The organism is Granulicatella sp. WM01 (assembly GCF_004570605.1).
Taxonomy (GTDB): domain Bacteria; phylum Bacillota; class Bacilli; order Lactobacillales; family Aerococcaceae; genus WM01.
Genome location: NZ_SPPB01000018.1, coordinates 1 through 20,520 on the forward strand (window position 1 = coordinate 1; position 20,520 = coordinate 20,520).

The window sequence follows — 20,520 nt, forward strand, 5'->3', positions numbered from 1 at the left end:
TGGATAGTGTCACTATCTGCTAGAAACTCACAAGAACGGGGTAAGTTTGTAGACAATTCATGTCTCACCTGTTGTGCTACTTTTTTCTGTTGTTTTAGTCGTTTTACTGTTTTACGATGTGTTTTGGGAGAAATCATTCCATGGTTATAGAGAATGGTACGAACAGTTGTATCTGTTAAATTGATGCCATGTTCTTGTTTTAAAATTTCAGTAAAATGAACAACATTAGGTTTTAAATTGGTAAATGATTGGTATAGTTCTACAATAAAAGTTTTAGTAGATTCAGGTAGACTATGCTTTGGCGAGCGTTTTTTATTTTTATGAGAAAAAGCTGACTTCCCCAATTGAACATAATTGTTAAGTAGTCGGTTAATTTGTCTTAATGATAAAGTTAATTCAACACAGGCACGTTGTTTTGTTTTTTTGCCATGATGAACGGCTTTGATGACGTTATATTTTTTTATTTCATTCACTGTTAATTCTATCCTTTTCATATCTCTAGTTTATCATTTTGGGACATTTTGTCATTCGATTACTTTAAGACATTATCACATTCGATTGATATTTTTTAGAAATAATGTGTATAAAAATTGACAAATAAAAAATAAATGATATAATCAAGTCAATATTTAGGCTCTTTAATCGTGTTCGAGAAGCATGAAAGATCTGTTTTGTGTAGAAGTATTTTTCTATAAATCTGTCTGTGTGCGATTTGTTATGCGAGCATAATGGTCGTTTTTTTGTGCCGTGTATGTTGTAAGGTCAATGAAAGGACTATTATTGAGCTGAAAATGCCAATCTTTTAGTGAGTGCTTATAGGCTATTATGATGTATGACTTTGGTTATACTCTATTGAGTGGACATTAGGTTGAGCATCTTTTTTTAGGAATAGGTACAGCATGCAAAGAGTTTGGTAAAATTTTCATCAAGTTATGGCAAGGCATAAGTGGAGAGGTTGCTCTATAAGTTGGTTTTGCTATGCTGGAGTGATAAACGTAGAAAGAGAGAGTGTGACATGGATAGACAAAAACCGATTATTGCATTAGATTTTGCAACATTAGATGAGGCTATTTCTTTTTTGAAGCAGTTTCCAAGTGGTCAAAAGTTGAATGTGAAAGTAGGCATGGAGCTTTTTTATGCTCAAGGATCTAGTTTTATAAATGAATTGCTTGTAAAAGGGCATGAGATATTTTTAGATTTGAAGTTGCATGATATTCCGAATACAGTAGAGCGTTCAATGAGTGTGTTAGCTCAATTAGGCGTATCCATGGTTAATGTGCATGCTCAAGGGGGCTTAGCAATGATGAAAGCTGCTTTAAAAGGCTTAGAAAAAGGCACTTTACCTGGGAAAAAGCGACCACTACTCATAGCAGTAACACAATTGACGTCTACTGATGAAAAACAGTTAAAAGACCAACAACAAATTTCAGTAAATATGGCTGATAATATTGTACATTTGGCTAAGTTGACTAAGGAGGCAGGTTTGGACGGTGTAGTTTGTTCGCCACATGAAGTGCGTATGATTAAACAAGCGTGTGGAGAGGATTTTTTAACCGTTACACCCGGTATTCGTTGTGCTGAGGCAAAACAAGATGATCAGGTGCGTATCATGACTCCAGAACAAGCTAGACATACAGGAAGTGATTATATCGTTGTTGGTAGACCGATTACTTGTTCTGAAAATCCGTTTGGAAGTTATGAAAAGATTACACAAGACTGGAGTAGTGAAGAATAATGAGTGAACACGTAGAACAAAAAATTGCACAAATTTTGCTGAATATTAAGGCAGTGGCTTTAAGTCCGTCATCACCATTTACATGGACGTCTGGGTTAAAATCGCCTATTTATTGTGACAATCGCTTAATTATTAGCCACCCAATTGAAAGAAATATTGTGGCACAGGCCTTAGCCGATTTAATTATTGAAAAATGCCCAGATGTCGACGTGATTGCTGGAACTGCAACAGCAGGCATTCCACATGCTGCACTGGTGGCACATTTATTGCAAAAACCAATGATTTATGTGCGTTCAAGTGCCAAAGAGCATGGGAAAAAATCAGCAATTGAGGGAGAATTACTCCCTAATAGTAAAGTCGTGATGATTGAGGATTTAATTAGCACTGGAAAGAGTGTTATTCATGCGGCTAATATTGTTAAAGAAGCTGGTGGAGATGTTCAAGGGTGTTTTGCGATTTTTAACTATTTATTGCCAAATGGGAAAAAATCTTTTGAAGCACTTGACTATCCATTATATACCTTAACTAATTATGAGGCATTGATTAAAGTAGCTGTACAATCTCCAGAATTGAAAGCATATCAAGACACATTAGAGCAGTGGCACCAAGATCCACTTGCTTGGTCAGAACGTATGAGTGAACATTGATAAAAATAGCGTTTAAATATGTGAGAAATGATATGTAAACATTTAAGATAGTTGAATTTTCTATTGACGGTATCGCATCACAGGGGAATGTTGATTGTTTATTTTTGATTAGTCACTATCTGTTGTTTAACGATTTTGTAGTATCGTGTTAATAAAATATCAATAATCACACATTAAAAATTGAATGCTATTCATGTCAAAACAGGTTACACCTAGTAGAACAGACTAAGTCACATGTTGGAAATGAATAGGTAGGGGAACTTTATTAGAGTTAAATCATATAATAAAGATAAATATTAGATAAATTTTTAATAAATAAAAAACTTTAAAGTGGGGGACGTACAAACCTTATTTTAAAGTTTTTTTTAGTGGCATGTGTAAATTGTTAGAGAAAGGAATTGGAATATTTTCAAAAGTTTAATGACAAACAGACCTGTAAAATCAAATATATAGTATTCTAATAGAGAAATCTTTTTGTGTTATAAACACATGATTTTTTTAATAAATCTTGTTTAAAAAAATCAGGCGTATACATTTTTGTGTGATAGATTTGATGCAAAACATACATTGTGTGCAATTATTTTGCGATTGAATGTGCAAGATGCTATTTGAGCATAAGTAGTGAATAGGTTGTTTGGTAGTTTGGCTGGCAAAGGTTTTGAATAAAGTGGGTATATTGTTATTTTGCACTACATTATTTCAGTATGCTCATCATAAAGGGAACATGTACGTGGATATGTATTAGAGATGCCATAACTCTTTTGTTGGTGTATTGTATAAATAGGGTAGTCTGACAAAAACAAATGAGATAGAAAGAGGCAAATAGGCATTATAATTAGGAGATTAATGGTTATTTTGGTATAATAGAAAGGTTGAATTAGTGGCTTAGGGTGCTAATTCTCGTAATGGCTAACAATAGTTTGCTATTAGTCTAGGAAAGTGAGGGGATATGACAAAAGTTGTGCAAGAAACATTGTAATTCTATTTTTATGTACATTAATAAAGAATGACGAGATCATTCATTAAGGAGAAAGATGATGAAATTATCAAAAAACAATCGTAATGCCCTAATTTCAGCTATTGTAGCGTCTGGGACAGATGATTTGAATGTTATGTTTTTAGCGTTTTCGTTAACGTCAATGATTACCGATTTAGGTATTTCCAAAACAGCTGGAGGTTTTGCCTCTACTATTACCAACTTAGGTATGTTGCTAGGTGGATTATTATTCGGTGTATTAGCCGATAAATATAATACATTTAAAGTATTCCGTTGGACTATCATTATTTTTTCGGTAGCAACTGCACTTATTTTTTTTACAACAGATATTTATTATTTATATGTGATGCGTTTTATCGCAGGCATTGGTGTAGGTGGAGAATATGGTGTTGCTATTGCGATTATGGCTGGTTTAGTTCCTAAAGAGAAAATGGGGCGTATTTCGTCTTTAAATGGAATTGTTGGACAAATTGGGTCTATTTTATCAGCTATTTTAGCAGGATTTATTGCACCGTTATTTGGGTGGAGAGGACTATTTTTATGTGGTTTATTCCCCTTACTTATTGTTTTGTGGTCTTATATGGCAGTTGATGCTAATCAAGTGAGTGATTTTGATGCTCATGAAGCAAAAGACGTTGTCACAGGAAAAATTAGCGATTTATTTGCTAGTCCACAATTAATTGCGCAAACAGTTGCTTTGAGTGTGATGACAACCGTTCAAATTGCAGGCTATTTTGGCATGATGAATTGGTTACCTAGTATTATGCAAGCACAAGCAGGAGTTAGTGTAAGCCATTCTAATATGTGGATGATTACAACTATTTTAGGCATGTGTTTAGGTATGGTTACATTTGGTCAATTTTTAGATAAATATGGTCCAAAAATTGTGTATACGGTGTTTTTATTATCTTCGGCTGTGTCTGTTTATTTGTTTAGTTTTGCAACAACCGAATGGACATTGTTAATCGGTGGAGCTATTGTTGGCTTTTTTGTCAATGGTATGTTTGCAGGTTATGGAGCGATGATTACACGCCTATACCCTCATCGTATTCGGAGTGTAGCCAATAATGTGATTTTAAATATTGGTCGAGCAATTGGTGGGTTTTCATCATTGGCAATCGGGTATATTTTAGAACGCTCTAATGTGAGTGTTGTTATGATTTTCTTAGCGTCTTTATACGTGCTAAGTCTTATTGCCATGTTGAGCATTAAAAACTTGTCCCCTAAATTGTATGCTCAATTAGGGAATGAATAGTGCCTTTGCATTACAGAGCATTCCCCTTGGAACAGTAGCGTATACAGATGATGTGAACACTTGTTTGAAAGTGGAATATAAGACAACACGTCATAAAGTGGACGATTAAAAAAGATTTAAAATAGATTACAATGTCAATAAAGATAGATTTAACACATCTTTTGTCATCATTTAGAGTATGTTGGTATCTAACATAATATTGATATGAATACACTCAACACAATATTGTCATGACTAGCATATTTTAGTCATCTCATGATTTCTAAGACTAACCAGAGTATACATGTGTATATTCTGGTTTTGTGTTATAAAAAGATATGTTCGTCAATGAATTGCTCCTAGTGATAAAAAACGTGCTTTTCTTAGGAATATAAACATAATGGTATGAGTGAATGTCTTTGTTTGCCAGTCGATTTGTTAAAAATAAGCGTATTTGGTTAATGGTTTATAAAGGACAAAAAGTTAATGTAGGATATAGAAAGAATAGGATAGATTGTATAAAAAAGTGTAGCGATGATGTCAACAATCGCTACACTTTTTAGTTTACATAATCAGTTATGCTGGTGGTGTGATGTACAGATAGATTTTATAGATGATTATAAAGTAAGTCATTACTGATGAATAATGACAAAATATAGAAATAGGCTTATCTTATTTTATCAAGTCAAGGCAGTTTTAAAGGAGAAAGGATACAACAGATATGGTGTTTACGTCATAGCTATAAAAAGAAAATGCAATAAAGTTAGCCTTATCAGTAAATATTTTTTTCTATAAGGAGAGTATTTTTTAGAATTTTGTGGGCATACTGAAGTGATGGAGCAATAGATATATTTGTCTGAAAAATTTTGGTATTAAGGACTAAAACTATATTTTTCAAGTGCTTTTGTATAAGAAATCTGAACGATAAAAAAAGAAATTTTTTTAATATTCGTTTGTTGTTAACTATATCTCGATGTTTTGGCTATTTTATAAGTGTTGACATATATATATATATATACTAAAATAAGTGAATATAGAATGGATTGCTAATTCTAGATGATGGAAAAGAAAGGTATGGTATGTGATATGAAAAATTTATTTAATCAATCAAAGCGTTCGCGTTTTAGTATTCGTAAGTTTACGTTAGGAACGTTTTCGGTAATGTTAGGGACAAGTGTCTTGTTAACGGGTTTACCAGAATATCATTTAGGGGTATCTGCTTACGCAGCACAAACACTAACTCCTCCAATACTTAAATGGCCTCTTAGAGAATCAGGGGTGCTTGATGAATTGGGTAAGGTGCGTGTTGAGCAGTTTTTTTGGATGAACAATGAGCTCTTGAGGAATGTCAAAGGCGTTACTGTTGCTGATAATGGACGTCTTACGGTTGAATTTTTGGATGGGACAAAGTCTTATCTTGAGCCAAGTGATACGGTTTCCTCACCAGGCCATTTTGTAGGTTATATTTTCTATAGCCCTATACGACCAAAAACTAAAGTAGGGGTTGCTAATCCTGATGCGTTAACTGCCCAAGAAAAAGAGGCTGTCATTGCAGCGTTTCGTCAAGCAAATAGGGTAGATGAACAGAACATCAAAAGTATTACCATAGAAGGAAATCGTGTCAAAGTTGTTTATAAAGAAAATACAAAACGGAATGGTACCCAGATTTACGATGATACACATTATTTTTCAGTAGGTAGATTTGTTCAACTAGATAAAAGTCCAGTTATTAAAGCAATTGATGATGCTGCTGCAGCTAAAAAGAATGCCATTGATAGAAACAGTGCATTAACGACAGAAGAAAAAACGGCTGCTAAAGCAAAAGTTGACGTAGAAGCCACTAAAGCTAAAACAGCGATTAATAATGCACAAACGCCTACTGATATTCAAAATGCTAAAAATGCCGGCATTAGTGCGATTGATGCAGTACCGGTTACACCGACTTATAAAAATAATGCTAAAGCAGCCATTGACACAGCTGCTAGAACTAAAAAATCTAGTATTGATAACAACAATGCGTTAACAACAGAAGAAAAAGCTGCTGCTAAGGCAAAAGTTGATGCTGAAGTGAATAAAGCCAAAGGAGCTATTGATGCAGCAGCAACGAATGCTAATGTAGATACGGCTAAAAATGCAGGGGTTACAGCTATCAATGGTGTAGCTGCAACAGGTACAGCTAAATCAAATGCTAAAGCAGAAATTGATGCAGAAGTGGCTAAGAAAAATGCTGAGATTGATGCCAAAGCTGGATTAACGCCTACTGAAAAAGCTAGATGGAAAGAAACCGTAAAAACAACAGCTGATGCAGCCAAAGCTCAAATTGACAGAGCCGCAGACAACGCTGCTGTAACAGCAGCGAAAAACAAAGGTATTGCTGATATTAGAGCCATTAAAGTACAAAGTGCTAAAGAAACATCTAAGGCAACACTTGATGCAGAAGTGGCTAAGAAAAAAGCAGAAATTGATAATCATTCTAATTTAACAGACGAAGAGAAAGTAAAAGCTAAAGAGCAAGTTGATACAGTCGCTGCAGCAGCTAAAGATAAAATTGAGCAAGCAACAACTGAAGCTGATATTACTCGTGAATTAGAAGCAGGAAAAACTGCAATTCAAAATGTGCCGGTTAATTCAAAAGTGAAAACAGATGCTAAAGCAGCCATTGATGAAGCAGCTGCAGCTAAAAAGAAAGAAATTGATAGCAATACTGTATTGACAACGGAAGAAAAAGAGATAGCTAAAGCAAAAGTAGATACAGAAGCCGCTAAAGCTAAAGCTGAAATTGATGCAGCAAGCACTAATGCTGCCGTAGAAACGGCAAAAACAAATGGTCAAACGGCGATTAGAAATGTGCAAGGACAAAGTGGTAAACAGGCAGCTAAAGATTCTGTTGAAGATGAAGCGAATAAAAAGAAAGCAACTATTGCAAGTTCTCCTTTAACAGATGAAGAAAAAGCAATCGCTAATGCAGCAGTTGAAGCTAAATTAAATAAAGCTAAGGCTGATATTGATAATGCCACAACTAACGAGGCTATAACAACAGCCGTATCTAATGGAAAAGCTGCTATTAACGCTGTACCGGTTACACCAACTTATAAAAATAATGCTAAAGCTGAAATTGATGCAGCTGCAACAGCTAAAAAAGAAGAAATTAATCAGCATAACGATTTAACAGATGCAGAAAAAGAAGCGAAAAGACAAGAAGTAGATGATCTAGCACAACGTGCAAAAGATGCTATTGACAAAGCAAGCACCAATGCAGCTGTCGATCAAGAAAAAGATGCTGGCATTAGAGCGATTCAAGCCGTTTCTGTAAAAGGGGCTAAAGAGCAAGCTAGACAAGAGATTGATGAGATTGGTGCAACTAAAAAGAAAGCCATTGATGCTCGAGATGATTTAACAGACGAAGAAAAAGCAAAAGCAAAACAATTAGTTGACGAAGCGATTGCCAAAGCTAAGCAAGCAATGGATTCAGCAACAAATCAAGCTGATATTGACCAAGCAAAAGCGAACGGTGTTGATGAAATTAATGGCATTGATCCAATAGCCAAAGTAAAACCAGCAGCCAAAGCCGCAATCGACCAAGAGGCAGCTAAGAAAAAAGCAGCCATAGATGCTCGAGATGATTTAACAGACGAAGAAAAAACAAAAGCAAAAGAATTGGTTGACGAAGCTGCTAATAAAGCAAAAGAAGCTATTGATAAAGCAAGAACTGATGCAGCCGTTGAGAGTGCTAAAAATCAAGGTAAAACAGAAATTGATAGCATCAATCCAGTTGCCAAAGTTAAACCAGCAGCAAAAGCAATTATCGACCAAGAGTCAGCTAAGAAAAAAGCAGAAATTGATGCTCGAGATGATTTAACAGACGAAGAAAAAGCAAAAGCAAAAGAATTGGTTGATGAAGCTGCTAATAAAGCAAAAGAAGCTATTGATAAGGCAAGAACTGATGCAGACGTTGAGGGTGCTAAAAATCAAGGTAAAGCAGAAATTGATAGCATTAATCCAGAAGCTAAAGTTAAACCAGCAGCAAAAGCAATTATCGACCAAGAGGTAGCTAAGAAAAAAGCAGAAATTGATGCTCGAGCTGATTTAACAGACGAAGAAAAAGCAAAAGCAAAAGAATTGGTTGACGAAGCTGCTAATAAAGCAAAAGGAGCTATTGATAAAGCAAAAACTGATGCAGCAGTTGAGGAAGCTAAAAATCAAGGTAAAGCAGAAATTGATGCTGTTAACCCAGAAGCCAAAGCAAAACCAGCAGCAAAAGCAATTATCGACCAAGAGGCAGCTAAGAAAAAAGCAGAAATTGATGCTCGAGATGATTTAACAGACGAAGAAAAAGACGCAGCAAAACAATTGGTTGATGAAGTTGCTAATAAAGCAAAAGAAGCTATTGATAAAGCAAGCACTGATAAAGACGTTGAAACAGCTAAAAATCAAGGCAAAACTGAAATTGATAGCATTAATCCAGAAGCAAAAGCAAAAACAGAAGCTAAAGCTGCAATTGACCAAGAGGTAGCTAAGAAAAAAGCAGAAATTGATGCTCGAGGTGATTTAACACAAGAAGAAAAAGAAGTAGCAAAACAATTGGTTGACGAAGCTGCTAATAAAGCCAAAGCAGCAATTGATAAAGCAAACACTGATGCAGCAGTTGAGGAAGCTAAAAATCAAGGGAAAACTGAAATTGATAGCATCAATCCAGTTGCCAAAGCAAAACCAGCAGCCAAAGACGCTATTGACCAAGCAGCAGCTAAGAAAAAAGCAGAAATCGATGCTCGAGATGATTTGACGGCTAATGAAAAAGCAAAAGCCAAAGCGGAAATTGACAAATTAGCTGATGAAGCAAAAGGAAACATTGACAAAGCAAGTACTAATGCAGACGTTGAGCAAGCTGAAAAAGTTGGCAAACAAACGATTGAGGCTTTCCAGGTGTCAGTGAGTTCTAAAGAAGTTGCCGCTCAATTGATTGATGAGGCAGCAGCTAAGAAAAAAGCAGAAATTGATGCTCGTGGCGATTTGAATGCACAAGAAAAAGCGACTGCTAAAGCAGAAGTTGATAAATTAGTGGCTAAAGCTAAAGAAGAAGTTCGTGCAGCTAAAGATGAAAAAGCTATCACAGATGCAACAAATCGTGGTGTTAAAGCCATTACAGAGTATAACTATGTGAAAGTAAAAGGTAAAGGAAAAGGATTATTGCCATATACTGGAACAAGTGAAACAACATCAGCAGCTTTAGCCGGTGGCATGTTAAGTTTACTAGGTGCGTTATTTTTATCACGTCGCAAAAAAGAACGTTCAAAATAATCAAGTAAATTGAAGATAAATTATTGACTGTTTAATGTAAAGGCATGATAGATTAAAGCAAATCATGAGTGATGCAAATATAGTCATGAAAAGAGAACAAAGCAAAAAGATTTTGAGAAGAGCGTGTGTAAGAAATAGCAATTTAGGGTATAAGGGTAGGGGAACCGTTTGCTTAGAAAAAATAAATGAATTTTAGATAGTGAGATTTTTTAGATAAAGTAATGTTAAATAGCTTTATTTTAGATAAAATAATTTTAAATAGTGATTGTTTTGATAGAAACAGTCAAGGGATGTCTATTCCGTACAATGATTTAAACATGTATTTTTCGTGTCTTGCACATATTGAAAAATCTTTTTGCATGTTTTCAATTCATGAAAGAGATAAAGTGTAAAAATAAATTCTTCAATTATTTTTGCAACAACAGTCTAGTGATTAAACAGATTGTAAGGGATAAAAAGTTATCGCATGAATTGTAGGACATCGGAGATAACAAAGTAGCCTAATAAAAAAGTGTAGCGATTTTGCAAAATCGCTACACTTTTTTTGCATAAAGCAACTATAAAAAATAGTGATGAATGTACTTTTCCAAGTGGTATAAAAAAACAAGCATATTAGAAAGCGTGCGTTTCTTAGAGATATAAATATAATTTTGTAAGTGAACGCTTTTGATTGCTATTCGATGTGCCGTACACTCAAAAAATAGTGACGATAACGTCACGATAGGTAGAGGTATGGTGATACGACACGTGAAGTTTGCTTATTTATTTTTTGAAGTTCCTAATAAGGTTACGGCAGTTTTTACTATCGACTTTTTCAAAATGGTCATGTTTTGGAAAACGAGGAAAAGGTAATGGGAATAAAAAAGCGAACATAATGTAAGATGATGCTAACAAGTTTTCATAAAGTAAGAGATGGACAGATAAATATTGAAAAAAACTGTCATGAGTACTTGAAAAATCTTGATGAAAAAATGAATTGCTGTGAGAAAGAAAATAGAAAGGCTAGAGAACTTGAGAAAAAGTAAAAGGAAGTGGAGTTAAATTTTCTCTTTGACAATTTGTGTCATATAAACATGTTGATACATAACATGTGTTCGTGTGTGTTTGGTACATAACCTGCTTAATATTACACGGTAATGAAATAAACCGGATTACCATAAAAGTGATGCTTTCATTAATCTTCATCTTTAATATCAATATCATCTGGGAGAGGGGTATTCAAATAGTCTTGGTACTCTTTTAAATACCGTTCACGTTCCTTTAAAAACAAATTGAATTGCTCTTTGTAAATTAAAATATCATCATCAACTCGTACGTATCGAATTTGTTTTTCACGAATAAGACGTACAATTTCAGATACATCAAGATGTAAATATTCGGCAGTTTGAGAAATTGTTAAATACATAAAAAACTCCTTGCGACTTTTTATCAAGTTTATGGTATCATGATACATAGATAAATTCAACGAAAGAGAAAAAAATGAAAGAAAAAATATTAGTTATCGTCGGGCCTACGGCAGTAGGAAAAACGGCATTAAGTTTAGAATTAGCTAAAACATATCATGGAGAAATCATTAGTGGTGACTCTATGCAAATTTACCGTCATCTTTCAATTGGAACGGCTAAAATTAAGCCAGAAGATATGCAACATATTCCGCATCATCTCATTGATTTTTTAGAACCAAATGAATCGTATAGTGCTAGCCAATTTCAAGCAATGGCGCAGGAGAAAATTGCTGACATTATCGAGCGGGGAAATCTTCCAATTGTTGTTGGTGGCACAGGACTATATATTGAGGGATTGTTGAGGCAAATGAGCTTTGGAGGAGAAAATTCTTACACCTCAAATTGTCGCCTAAGACTACAAGAACGTGTTGACAAAGAGGGCATAGAGTGCTTGTATCAAGAATTGAGCCAAAAAGATCCTAAGGCAGCACAACACATACATATCAATAATCCTAGACGGATTATCCGTGCTTTAGAAGTAATTGAGCAAACAGGGCAATTATTTTCTGAACAATGCACAAAAGAAAGATATGATGCTTTTATCATTGGGCTGACAACATGTAGAGAATATCTTTACGAGCGTATTAATCAAAGAGTTGATATGATGATGGAGCAAGGCTTATTGCAAGAAGCCGAATGGCTTTTCAATCAGCATTATCCAGACAATACACAGAGTTTAAAAGCAATCGGATATAAGGAATTATTCCCTTATTTGCAACAAGAAGCCACTTTAGAGGACTGTGTTGAAGTGTTGAAACGCAATTCAAGACGATATGCGAAAAGACAGTTAACATGGTTTAGAAACCGAATGTCAGTAAGATGGTTTGATTGTTTAGAAGATGATAAAGAGATATTATTTGAGGAGGTGGACGCATGGTTGAAAAAGTTATCTTAGTTGGTGTTCAAAGGACTGAAAAAGACGATGCTTTTCAATATAGTTTAGAAGAGCTAGAACAACTTTGCCAAACTGCAGGTGGACAAGTTGTAGCAACTTTAACGCAAAAAAGAGAGCGATTTGATTCCAAAACAGTTATTGGAAAAGGAAAAATGCAGGAATTAGTTGCTTTGGTGGACGAATTACAGGCCGATACTATTGTTTTTCAACAAGAATTATCGCCAAGTCATGTGCGAAATATTCAAGAGCAAATAGAGTGTAAAGTGATTGATCGTATTCAATTGATTTTAGATATTTTTGCTTTGCGTGCTAGAAGTAAGGAGGGTAAGCTTCAAGTTGAGCTTGCACAATTAAATTATTTACTACCCCGTTTATCAGGACAAGGGAAAAACATGTCAAGACTTGGTGGAGGAATTGGAACAAGAGGACCAGGGGAAACAAAGTTAGAATCAGATAAACGGCACATTCAAACACAAATTAGTGAATGTAAACGTCAATTAAAAGAAGTGTCTGAACATCGCCAACGTTCAAGAGAACAGCGTAAAAATAGCCAAATTTTTCAAATTGGTTTAATTGGATATACAAATGCAGGTAAATCAACATTGATTAATCGTCTAACGGATGCTAAAACTTATGAACAGGATCAACTGTTTGCCACACTTGATCCACTAACACGTCAATTTAAGTTGTGTCATCAATTTAAAATGACAATCACCGATACAGTTGGATTTATTCAAGATATTCCAACACAGCTTATTCATGCTTTTGAATCAACATTGGAAGAAAGTCGTTCCGTAGATTTTTTTATTCATGTTGTGGATAGTTCGGCAGAGAACTACCAAGAGCATGAAAAAACGGTTTTACATTTACTCAAAGAATTACGTATGGATACTATTCCTATGATTACAGTCTATAATAAAAAAGATAAAATTCAAGAGCAGTTTACGCCAACGTTGAAACCTTATATTTGGTTATCTACTTTGTTAGAAGAAGATATTAGGCAGTTACATTACTTTTTATGGGAGCATATTCAAAAGCAATTATGTGCCTACAACTTATCTTATCCATTAGGGCAAGAGGCAATCGTCACAAAATTGACAAATGAAACATTTGTGACGAATTCAACGTTTAATGCGGATACTCTTGAGTATGAAGTCGTAGGATTTGCGAAAAAAACGTCACCGTTTATTGCCGATACACTAGCTAAACAGGAGAAAAATGATGATATATTTTGATAATAGTGCAACGACACCCATGTTGAAAGAGGTCATACAAACCATTCAAAAAGTTCAAGAACACTATATTGGCAACCCATCAAGTTTGCATGATTTAGGTGTGCAAGCCAGACAATTATTAGAAAAAGCAAGGGAGCAAATTGCCAACTTATTGCATGTGACGACAGAAAGTATTTATTTTACAAGTGGTGGAACAGAAAGTAATAATGCAGCTATTTTAGGTACAGCGTTTGAAAAACGAGGAAAGCATGTGATAACCACACAAATTGAACACCCATCAGTCACTAAAACAATGCATTTTCTTGAAAAAATGGGCTACACAGTTACTTATTTACCAGTCAATGCTCAAGGGATTGTCTCTATTGAGGCATTAAAAGCTGCTATACATTCAGACACTATTCTAGTGTCAGTTATGTGGGTTAATAATGAGGTAGGTAGTATTCAACCCATTCAAGCTATTGCAGAAGTATTACAAGAGTATCCTCATATTCATTTTCATGTTGATGCCGTTCAAGCAGTTGATGATGTGCTTAAACAAGGCATACCTAAACGAGTTGATTTATTAAGTTTATCAGCACATAAGTATCATGGCCCAAGAGCAACAGGGATTTTATATAAAAAAGAAGGACGTCGTATTCAGCCTTTACTCCATGGTGGTGGACAAGAAAAAGGATTGAGAAGTGGGACAGAGCATGTTGGAAATAATGTTGCTATGGCAAAGGCTTTACGTTTATATCGTGAAAAACAACAACAAGATGTCACTCATGTAGACAAATTATCGCAACGATTACGTGCATTTTTAAAAACATTTGAGTCTGTTCATGTGTTATCGCCAGACAATGCCACACATCATATTGTAACCTTTGCACTTTCTGGTGTACGTGGGGAAGTTATGGTGCATGCTCTTGAAAAAGAAAAGATTTATATTTCTACAACAAGTGCATGCTCTTCTAAAATTAACAAAGCACACCATACTTTATCAGCAATGAACATTCCAACAGAATTATCAACATGTGCTGTACGTGTTAGTTTCTCATATTACAATACGCTTGAGGAATTACAGCATTTTGAAAAAGTATTTACGGCGTTGTATGCTCAGTTTAGTAAAATTATGAAATAGGAGAAAATAAAAAATGGAAGTAAACATTATGATTCGTTACGGCGAATTATCCACTAAAGGAAAAAATAAGAAGAATTTTATTCAACAATTAGCCTATAATGTGAAAAAAGCATTGAGAAATTTCCCTAGTGTCAAAGTTAGACCCGAATATGATTTTATGTACTTAGATTTAAATGGTGCTTTAGAGCATGAGGTTCTGCCTTACTTGGAGCATGTGTTTGGTATTCAAAGTTATTCACCAGTGTACAAGGTAGATAAAGATTTTAGTCAGTTATCTAAACAAGTGGTTCAATTATTAGCTGACAGAGATTTGGAGAATAAAACGTTTAAAATTGCTGCTAAACGCTCTGATCATGAGTTTTATATGGATACACAAGAATTAAATTTAGCATTAGGTCAAGTGGTATTACAAGCCTACCCACAATTAAGTGTGCGTATGAAACAACCGGATATTCAAATTAAAGTAGATGTTAGACGTGAAGCCATTTATGTTAGTACACAAGTGTATAAAGGAGCAGGTGGATTACCGGTTGGAACAAGTGGGAGAGGGATGATGATGTTATCTGGAGGAATAGATTCTCCAGTTGCGAGTTATTTAGCTTTAAAACGAGGACTAGACATTGAAATGGTTCATTTTTACAGTCCTCCTTACACTAGTCCACAATCTTTACGAAAAACACAAGAATTGACTAAAAAGTTGGCAAAATACGGTGGAACAATTCAGTTTATTGAAGTGCCATTTACGAAAATTCAAGAAGCGATTAAAGCAAATTGTCCAGATACGTATTTAATGACATTAACACGTCGATTTATGTTACGTATCACTGATGAATTACGTCAAAAAAGAAAAGGTTTAGTGATTTTAAATGGAGAATCTATTGGACAAGTGGCTTCTCAAACATTACATAGTATGATTGCTATTAATGAAGTGACAAACACACCTATTTTAAGACCTGTTGCTGCCATGGATAAGTTAGAGATTATTCAAATAGCTGAACAAATAGACACATTTGAATTGTCTATTCAACCGTTTGAAGATTGTTGTACTGTTTTTGCCCCTCCTTCACCAAAAACGAAGCCTAATTTAGATAAAGTACATCATTATGAAGAAAAATTAGACGTAGATGCTCTTATTCAAGAAGCTGTAAACCATGTAAAGATTTATCCAATATCATCTGATACATCTTTTGAGGAAGATACAAAGGATATGGACGAGCTATTATAATAGATATATAACCTAAGAAATCAGCCATAAAAATGAATGTATTATAAATCGTGTTGATAAATAAAAAGATTGCATCAACACGGTTTTTTATATAAAAACTATGATATTAAGAATAATAAAGGGAGAAATTAAGAGGAAAATGATTACGATTAGAACATATAGGGAATAGGAAGAATATGATTTTTACAGGGGAATATATCCCTTTGTTGTTGATTATAATTTGGAAGAAATGATATGTATTAACTTGGGTATATATTATAGATAAGATGTCTAGCATAATAGTTGTCTTAGCTGTCAAAATAGACCAGTTGATGTCTAAATACGACCACTTACGTAAAAAGACTTCACAAAATATACAAAAAGGGTATACTACAATAAAGAGGTGATGCAATGAAGATTAAAATTGAGATTGATGATGCAATGGATGATCTTGAAGTGATTATCAAGGCAAAACAGTTAGATGAAGATGTCATAGCTATTCAAAAGCGTTTGAACTATGTGAGTGATTATAAACTTTCTGTGTTTAAACAGGACAGCGAATATTTTATTCCTATTCAAGAGATTTTGTTTATTGAAGCAAATGACAGTCGAATTTATGTGCATACCATACAGAAAATTTTTGAATCCCATGAAAAATTGTATCAGCTTGAAGCTAAAATGCCTATTCAGTTTTGCCGTATATCTAAATCTGTTTTGGTCAATATTAAAGCGATTTATGCTTTAGACCGTTCGTTTTCTGGAACGAGTACAATTCGATTTGCACATTGTCACAAGCAAGTTCATGTTTCTCGTCATTATTATAAATTTTTAAAAGATAAATTAAATGAAATGAGGTATTTGTATGAAAACTAAATTTTGGGGCATCGTGTGCTTGTTATTGGCAGGTGCAGTAGTATTAAATCAATTGAAAATCATTCCACATGTTCCTGTATTCCTTATTGTTATGACACTGGTGTGTGGAATTTCTGTCATAAAAAATCTGTTAAGACAAAATATACCTGCGATTGTTATTCCAAGTACTATTTTATTTTTTGTGTATAATAGTGAATATTCATTTTCAGATATTCATACAAAAACAGTTCTGTTAATTGCAGTTTTAACGTATTTTGGATTGCAGTTTCTATTTTCCTCTACTCATCAAAAAAAGATACATGTTTTAAAAAAAAAATTTAATTCATCAGCACACTATACAACTCTATTTGGAGAAAATATCCAATATGTGTCTAATAAAGAACTAGATGTTATGTCTGCACGGTGTTTTTGTGGAGAAATTAATCTGTATTTTAATGAAGCAGATATGAAAGATGATACACTTACTTTGAATGCACATGTTATTTGTGGGAGCATGAAATTGTTTATCCCATCAGACTGGAAAGTTATCAATCAGTCTACGGTGTTATTTGGAGAGGTAGATTTTTATAGCCAACAATCAAAAATAAAGACATTGATTATTGAAGGAATAGTTGCTTTTGGAGAAATAGATATTCATTATATTTAATATAGAATATCAGAGAAATCATTGTATAAAGATAGTTATAGTGGTATAAAGATAGTTATAGTGCTATAATGAAAGTATCTTTTAAAAGAAAGGAAGAGGGTTTATGAAAAATGACGAGAAAAATGCAATTTTAAGATTTATACAGTATAAAAAAGTAAAACATTGGATGCTGTTTACCACATTATGCTGTATCTTTGGGAGTGCAATTGGTGTTATTTTCTTAACAGTAATAGCTAATTCACCGTATGTCAAAGTAGGATTAGTTGAAATATTGGTAACATGCTTAGGCTTTGTCAATTGTGCGATGATGTTGAAAGAGCTTATTACGTTATCAGAACATACTCCAGTTAATCGCTTAGTGTTCAAACTGATATATGTGTATTTTGGTGTTAGACTATTATTAGGTATAAGCAGTACAAATGACACGTTTGGAATACCTTATTTTTACATGGCTGGACTAAGAGCTTTGTCAGGAGTACAATTGGGTGTCATTATAACTCAGATATTAGTGTTCAGTATTCCTGTGATTGTTGTTATATTTGTAGATTTAGAGGCAAAAAAATTAGCTAAATATAATAGTTTTGCACAAGAAGATGACACCTTTGAGAAAGTTGTAGAACCTGTTTCTAGTTATACCAATAATGAACCGGTTACTCAAAGCATTGTAGAACATACTACACAAGAGGGAAAACAAGAAGAAAAGCATAAAGAAAGTGTAGAAAGTTTTGAAACTGAACAAGACACTCCTCAAGGAAAAGGTGTGGAAAGAGCAGAAACTGAAACAAATTCTTCAAACGAAGAAGTAGTAGAAGTCGTTGATGTGGAGAACACACCAGACGAAATAGAACTAGAAAACTAAGAGTAATAACAGAATAATGTCATAAACTTTATGTGGGTGTCCGCCAATTTGTGTGGGTAGGATACCAAAATAATGTGGACACTAAATTGGGTGGAATTTTTAAAATTCCACCCAATTTTAGTACGACGGACATGTCTTACTAAAAAGGACTGTGAAAAAGTCTTAAAATAAAAAACAGCTTATAAAGACGTCATCATAAACGTTGGTTCTAAGCTGTTTTCAATTTTTTTAATATTAATCGAAATGCTAAAATTTTAGTTTTTTTCAGTTTCTGCTTGCTTAGATTAGTATCTTGAATAACATGCGTTAAACGTTGATTGAACCACTTTGTGCCGAACGGCATGTACGGTGGTATGAGAGGACTAGAAATTATCCTCAACTCACTTGTATGTAAAGTATCATTTTCTAACAGACACACCGACGTTAACAAATAATACATATTTAGCTATACGTGGCAGTGATGTTGTTTTATGGACAAAATCAAAAATTGTTTATTTTAAATTTTAGTGATAAATGGCAAGCTATTTATGTATCAGTTGTATTATAATATAATTATTAAAGATACTGTTAAATAATAAGTAAGAGGAGGAGCTTAATATGTCGAAGAAAAAATTATTATGTAGACTAGGTATTGCCAGTCTTTTAATTGGTGGAGGGATAGTCACAACAATGGCACTCAATGGATTTTCGTTAAATGGTACACGACAAGAAAATTATCGTAAAAAACAATTAAATTATTTAAAAGAGCATGAAGCGGACATGATTGCGTATATCAAAAAAGAATATCCAAAAATAGAAAGTGTACAATTTGATTGGTCAACATTTCAAGTGAATGCCATTAGTAATGGGTGGATAACGACAAGTGGGAATAAATTATCGTTAAAGGGAAAATTTAATAATTTAAACAATACCCGACTAAGAGTAGAATTTTATTTAGAAAATTCTGAAGATATACCAAATATTAAAAAAATCAAATTATCCGATCATCCAGAAATTGTGACGGATAATGTGTGGGTGCCATATGAATAACTTACAGACATTTGATAATATATATGCTAATTTGTCACAAAGTATATATTAACAAGAGCATTTAATTTTTTGATAAAAAGATAAATGACAAGCTATTTATGTATCAGTTGTATTGTAATATAATCATTAAAGATACTGTTAAATAATAAGTAAAAGGAGGGGTTAATATGTCAAAGAAAAAATTATTATGTAGACTAGGTCTTGCTGGTCTTTTAATTGGAGGGGGAGTAGTCACAACAATGGCATTCAATGGATTTTCGTTAAATGGAACACCACAAGAAAATTATCGTAAAAAACAATTAAATTATTTGAAAGAGCATGAAGTGGACATGATTGAGTATATCCAAAAAAGATACCCAAAAATAGAAAGTGTGCAATTTGATTGGTCAACATTTGAGGTTGATAGTATTAGTAATGGGTGGATAACACCAAGTGGATATAATTTATCTTTAACAGGTGTTTTTAATAATAATAAAGATACTTATATTGCAGTAGATTTTTATTTAGAAAAATATGATGATATGCCGAATATAGAGAAAATAAAAATGTTAAATCCACCAAAAATTATAAAAAATGGTGGTTGGTGGATTTATGAATAATTTACAGACTTTTGACAGTGTATATGCTAATTTGTCCTAAAGTACATATTTAAAAAGACCATTGAATTTTTTTGATAAAGAACACAAATATAAATGACAATCAAAAGGAGGAGTTTAACATGTCGAAGAAAAAATTATTATGTAGACTAGGTATTGCCAGTCTTTTAATTGGTGGAGGGATAGTCACAGCAATGGCATTCAATGGATTTTTGTTAAATGGAACATCACAAGAAAATTATCGTAAAAAACAATTAAATTATTTAAAAGAGCATGAAGTGGACATGATTGCGTATATCAAAAAAGAATATCCAAAAATAGAAAGTGTACAATTTGATTGGTCAACATTTCAAGTCAGACCGATTAGTAACGGGTGGATAACGACAACTGGATATAATCTATCTGTAAGAGGTAAATTTAATAATCTGGAGCATACTAAACTTAAAGTAGATTTTTATTTAGAAAAATATGACGATATGCCTGATATAAAAAAAATAGGTATGTTAAATGATCCAAAAATTTTAAAAAATGGTGGATGGGATATTTATGAATAGTTTACAGACTTTTGACAGTATACAGACTAATTCGACCAAAAATACATATTTAAAAAGACCATTGAATTTTTTTGATGAAGTACACAAAGATAA

At 33.6% G+C, this 20,520-nt stretch carries 15 protein-coding genes and 1 pseudogene; 14 read left to right on the forward strand and 2 right to left on the reverse strand.

The window, feature by feature from the left end:
- Positions 1-494, reverse strand: a pseudogene (locus E4T68_RS03820) (helix-turn-helix domain-containing protein); the annotation flags it as partial.
- 521 nt (positions 495-1,015) lie between these two features.
- On the opposite strand from E4T68_RS03820, the gene pyrF reads away from it, so the two are divergent.
- From pyrF to E4T68_RS03840, 4 genes are all read left to right on the forward strand, one after another.
- Positions 1,016-1,735: an orotidine-5'-phosphate decarboxylase gene (gene pyrF, locus E4T68_RS03825; protein ID WP_135124297.1), complete on the forward strand. Its 720-nt coding sequence runs from the start codon at positions 1,016-1,018 to the stop codon at positions 1,733-1,735.
- Positions 1,735-2,382: an orotate phosphoribosyltransferase gene (pyrE, locus tag E4T68_RS03830; protein ID WP_135124299.1), complete on the forward strand. Its 648-nt coding sequence runs from the start codon at positions 1,735-1,737 to the stop codon at positions 2,380-2,382. The genes pyrF and pyrE overlap by 1 nt, the downstream gene beginning before the upstream one ends.
- Positions 2,383-3,419: 1,037 nt before the next feature.
- A complete protein-coding gene (locus tag E4T68_RS03835; protein ID WP_370543842.1) occupies positions 3,420-4,634 on the forward strand; it encodes an MFS transporter in 1,215 nt (404 codons plus the stop codon).
- 1,035 nt (positions 4,635-5,669) lie between these two features.
- The gene (locus E4T68_RS03840) at positions 5,670-9,911 is read left to right on the forward strand and encodes a DUF1542 domain-containing protein (RefSeq protein WP_135124303.1); all 4,242 of its coding nucleotides are present in this window, start codon (positions 5,670-5,672) and stop codon (positions 9,909-9,911) included.
- A gap of 1,174 nt (positions 9,912-11,085) precedes the next feature.
- On the opposite strand, the gene E4T68_RS03845 is transcribed toward E4T68_RS03840, so the two are convergent.
- A complete protein-coding gene (locus tag E4T68_RS03845; RefSeq protein WP_135124305.1) occupies positions 11,086-11,316 on the reverse strand; it encodes a helix-turn-helix domain-containing protein in 231 nt (76 codons plus the stop codon).
- Positions 11,317-11,390: 74 nt separating this feature from the next.
- Here E4T68_RS03845 and miaA point away from each other — a divergent pair, with 74 nt between their 5' ends.
- The 10 genes from miaA (at position 11,391) to E4T68_RS03895 (ending at position 20,427) form a co-directional block, all read left to right on the forward strand.
- Complete coding sequence (gene miaA / locus E4T68_RS03850; RefSeq protein ID WP_135124307.1) at positions 11,391-12,311, forward strand: tRNA (adenosine(37)-N6)-dimethylallyltransferase MiaA; 921 nt, start codon at positions 11,391-11,393, stop codon at positions 12,309-12,311.
- A complete protein-coding gene (hflX, locus tag E4T68_RS03855; RefSeq protein WP_135124309.1) occupies positions 12,290-13,546 on the forward strand; it encodes a GTPase HflX in 1,257 nt (418 codons plus the stop codon). The genes miaA and hflX overlap by 22 nt, the downstream gene beginning before the upstream one ends.
- The gene (locus E4T68_RS03860) at positions 13,533-14,666 is read left to right on the forward strand and encodes a cysteine desulfurase family protein (protein WP_135124311.1); all 1,134 of its coding nucleotides are present in this window, start codon (positions 13,533-13,535) and stop codon (positions 14,664-14,666) included. Before hflX ends, E4T68_RS03860 begins: the two co-directional genes overlap by 14 nt.
- Before the next feature lie 13 nt (positions 14,667-14,679).
- Complete coding sequence (thiI, locus tag E4T68_RS03865) at positions 14,680-15,891, forward strand: tRNA uracil 4-sulfurtransferase ThiI (RefSeq protein ID WP_135124313.1); 1,212 nt, start codon at positions 14,680-14,682, stop codon at positions 15,889-15,891.
- A 390-nt stretch (positions 15,892-16,281) separates the two neighbouring features.
- Positions 16,282-16,743, forward strand: a complete 462-nt coding sequence (locus E4T68_RS03870; RefSeq protein WP_135124315.1) for a LytTR family DNA-binding domain-containing protein — start codon at positions 16,282-16,284, stop codon at positions 16,741-16,743.
- Positions 16,733-17,389 carry a LiaF domain-containing protein gene (locus tag E4T68_RS03875; RefSeq protein ID WP_135124317.1) on the forward strand — a complete coding sequence of 219 codons (657 nt, stop codon included), beginning with the start codon at positions 16,733-16,735 and terminating at the stop codon, positions 17,387-17,389. Before E4T68_RS03870 ends, E4T68_RS03875 begins: the two co-directional genes overlap by 11 nt.
- A 103-nt stretch (positions 17,390-17,492) precedes the next feature.
- Complete coding sequence (locus E4T68_RS03880) at positions 17,493-18,248, forward strand: hypothetical protein (RefSeq protein ID WP_135124319.1); 756 nt, start codon at positions 17,493-17,495, stop codon at positions 18,246-18,248.
- Positions 18,249-18,845: 597 nt separating this feature from the next.
- Entirely contained in the window at positions 18,846-19,277 is a 432-nt protein-coding gene (locus E4T68_RS03885) for a hypothetical protein (protein WP_135124321.1), read from the forward strand.
- Between the two features lie 167 nt (positions 19,278-19,444).
- Positions 19,445-19,876 (forward strand): hypothetical protein, encoded by a 432-nt coding sequence (locus E4T68_RS03890; protein WP_135124323.1) that lies wholly within the window; start codon positions 19,445-19,447, stop codon positions 19,874-19,876.
- Positions 19,877-19,995: 119 nt separating this feature from the next.
- Positions 19,996-20,427 carry a hypothetical protein gene (locus E4T68_RS03895; RefSeq protein ID WP_135124325.1) on the forward strand — a complete coding sequence of 144 codons (432 nt, stop codon included), beginning with the start codon at positions 19,996-19,998 and terminating at the stop codon, positions 20,425-20,427.
- The last annotated feature ends 93 nt before the right edge of the window (positions 20,428-20,520 follow it).

Bases quoted from the DNA above. Each gene is read 5' to 3' on its own strand.
- E4T68_RS03880 (WP_135124319.1), top strand. From the start codon at position 17,493: ATGAAAAATGACGAGAAAAATGCAATTTTAAGATTTATACAGTATAAA.
- E4T68_RS03845 (WP_135124305.1), bottom strand. From the start codon at position 11,316: ATGTATTTAACAATTTCTCAAACTGCCGAATATTTACATCTTGATGTA.
- E4T68_RS03875 (WP_135124317.1), top strand. From the start codon at position 16,733: ATGAAAACTAAATTTTGGGGCATCGTGTGCTTGTTATTGGCAGGTGCA.
- hflX (WP_135124309.1), top strand. From the start codon at position 12,290: ATGGTTGAAAAAGTTATCTTAGTTGGTGTTCAAAGGACTGAAAAAGAC.
- E4T68_RS03840 (WP_135124303.1), top strand. From the start codon at position 5,670: ATGATGGAAAAGAAAGGTATGGTATGTGATATGAAAAATTTATTTAAT.
- E4T68_RS03835 (WP_370543842.1), top strand. From the start codon at position 3,420: ATGAAATTATCAAAAAACAATCGTAATGCCCTAATTTCAGCTATTGTA.
- E4T68_RS03860 (WP_135124311.1), top strand. From the start codon at position 13,533: ATGATATATTTTGATAATAGTGCAACGACACCCATGTTGAAAGAGGTC.
- E4T68_RS03870 (WP_135124315.1), top strand. From the start codon at position 16,282: ATGAAGATTAAAATTGAGATTGATGATGCAATGGATGATCTTGAAGTG.
- pyrF (WP_135124297.1), top strand. From the start codon at position 1,016: ATGGATAGACAAAAACCGATTATTGCATTAGATTTTGCAACATTAGAT.
- E4T68_RS03890 (WP_135124323.1), top strand. From the start codon at position 19,445: ATGTCAAAGAAAAAATTATTATGTAGACTAGGTCTTGCTGGTCTTTTA.
- E4T68_RS03885 (WP_135124321.1), top strand. From the start codon at position 18,846: ATGTCGAAGAAAAAATTATTATGTAGACTAGGTATTGCCAGTCTTTTA.
- miaA (WP_135124307.1), top strand. From the start codon at position 11,391: ATGAAAGAAAAAATATTAGTTATCGTCGGGCCTACGGCAGTAGGAAAA.
- pyrE (WP_135124299.1), top strand. From the start codon at position 1,735: ATGAGTGAACACGTAGAACAAAAAATTGCACAAATTTTGCTGAATATT.
- thiI (WP_135124313.1), top strand. From the start codon at position 14,680: ATGGAAGTAAACATTATGATTCGTTACGGCGAATTATCCACTAAAGGA.
- E4T68_RS03895 (WP_135124325.1), top strand. From the start codon at position 19,996: ATGTCGAAGAAAAAATTATTATGTAGACTAGGTATTGCCAGTCTTTTA.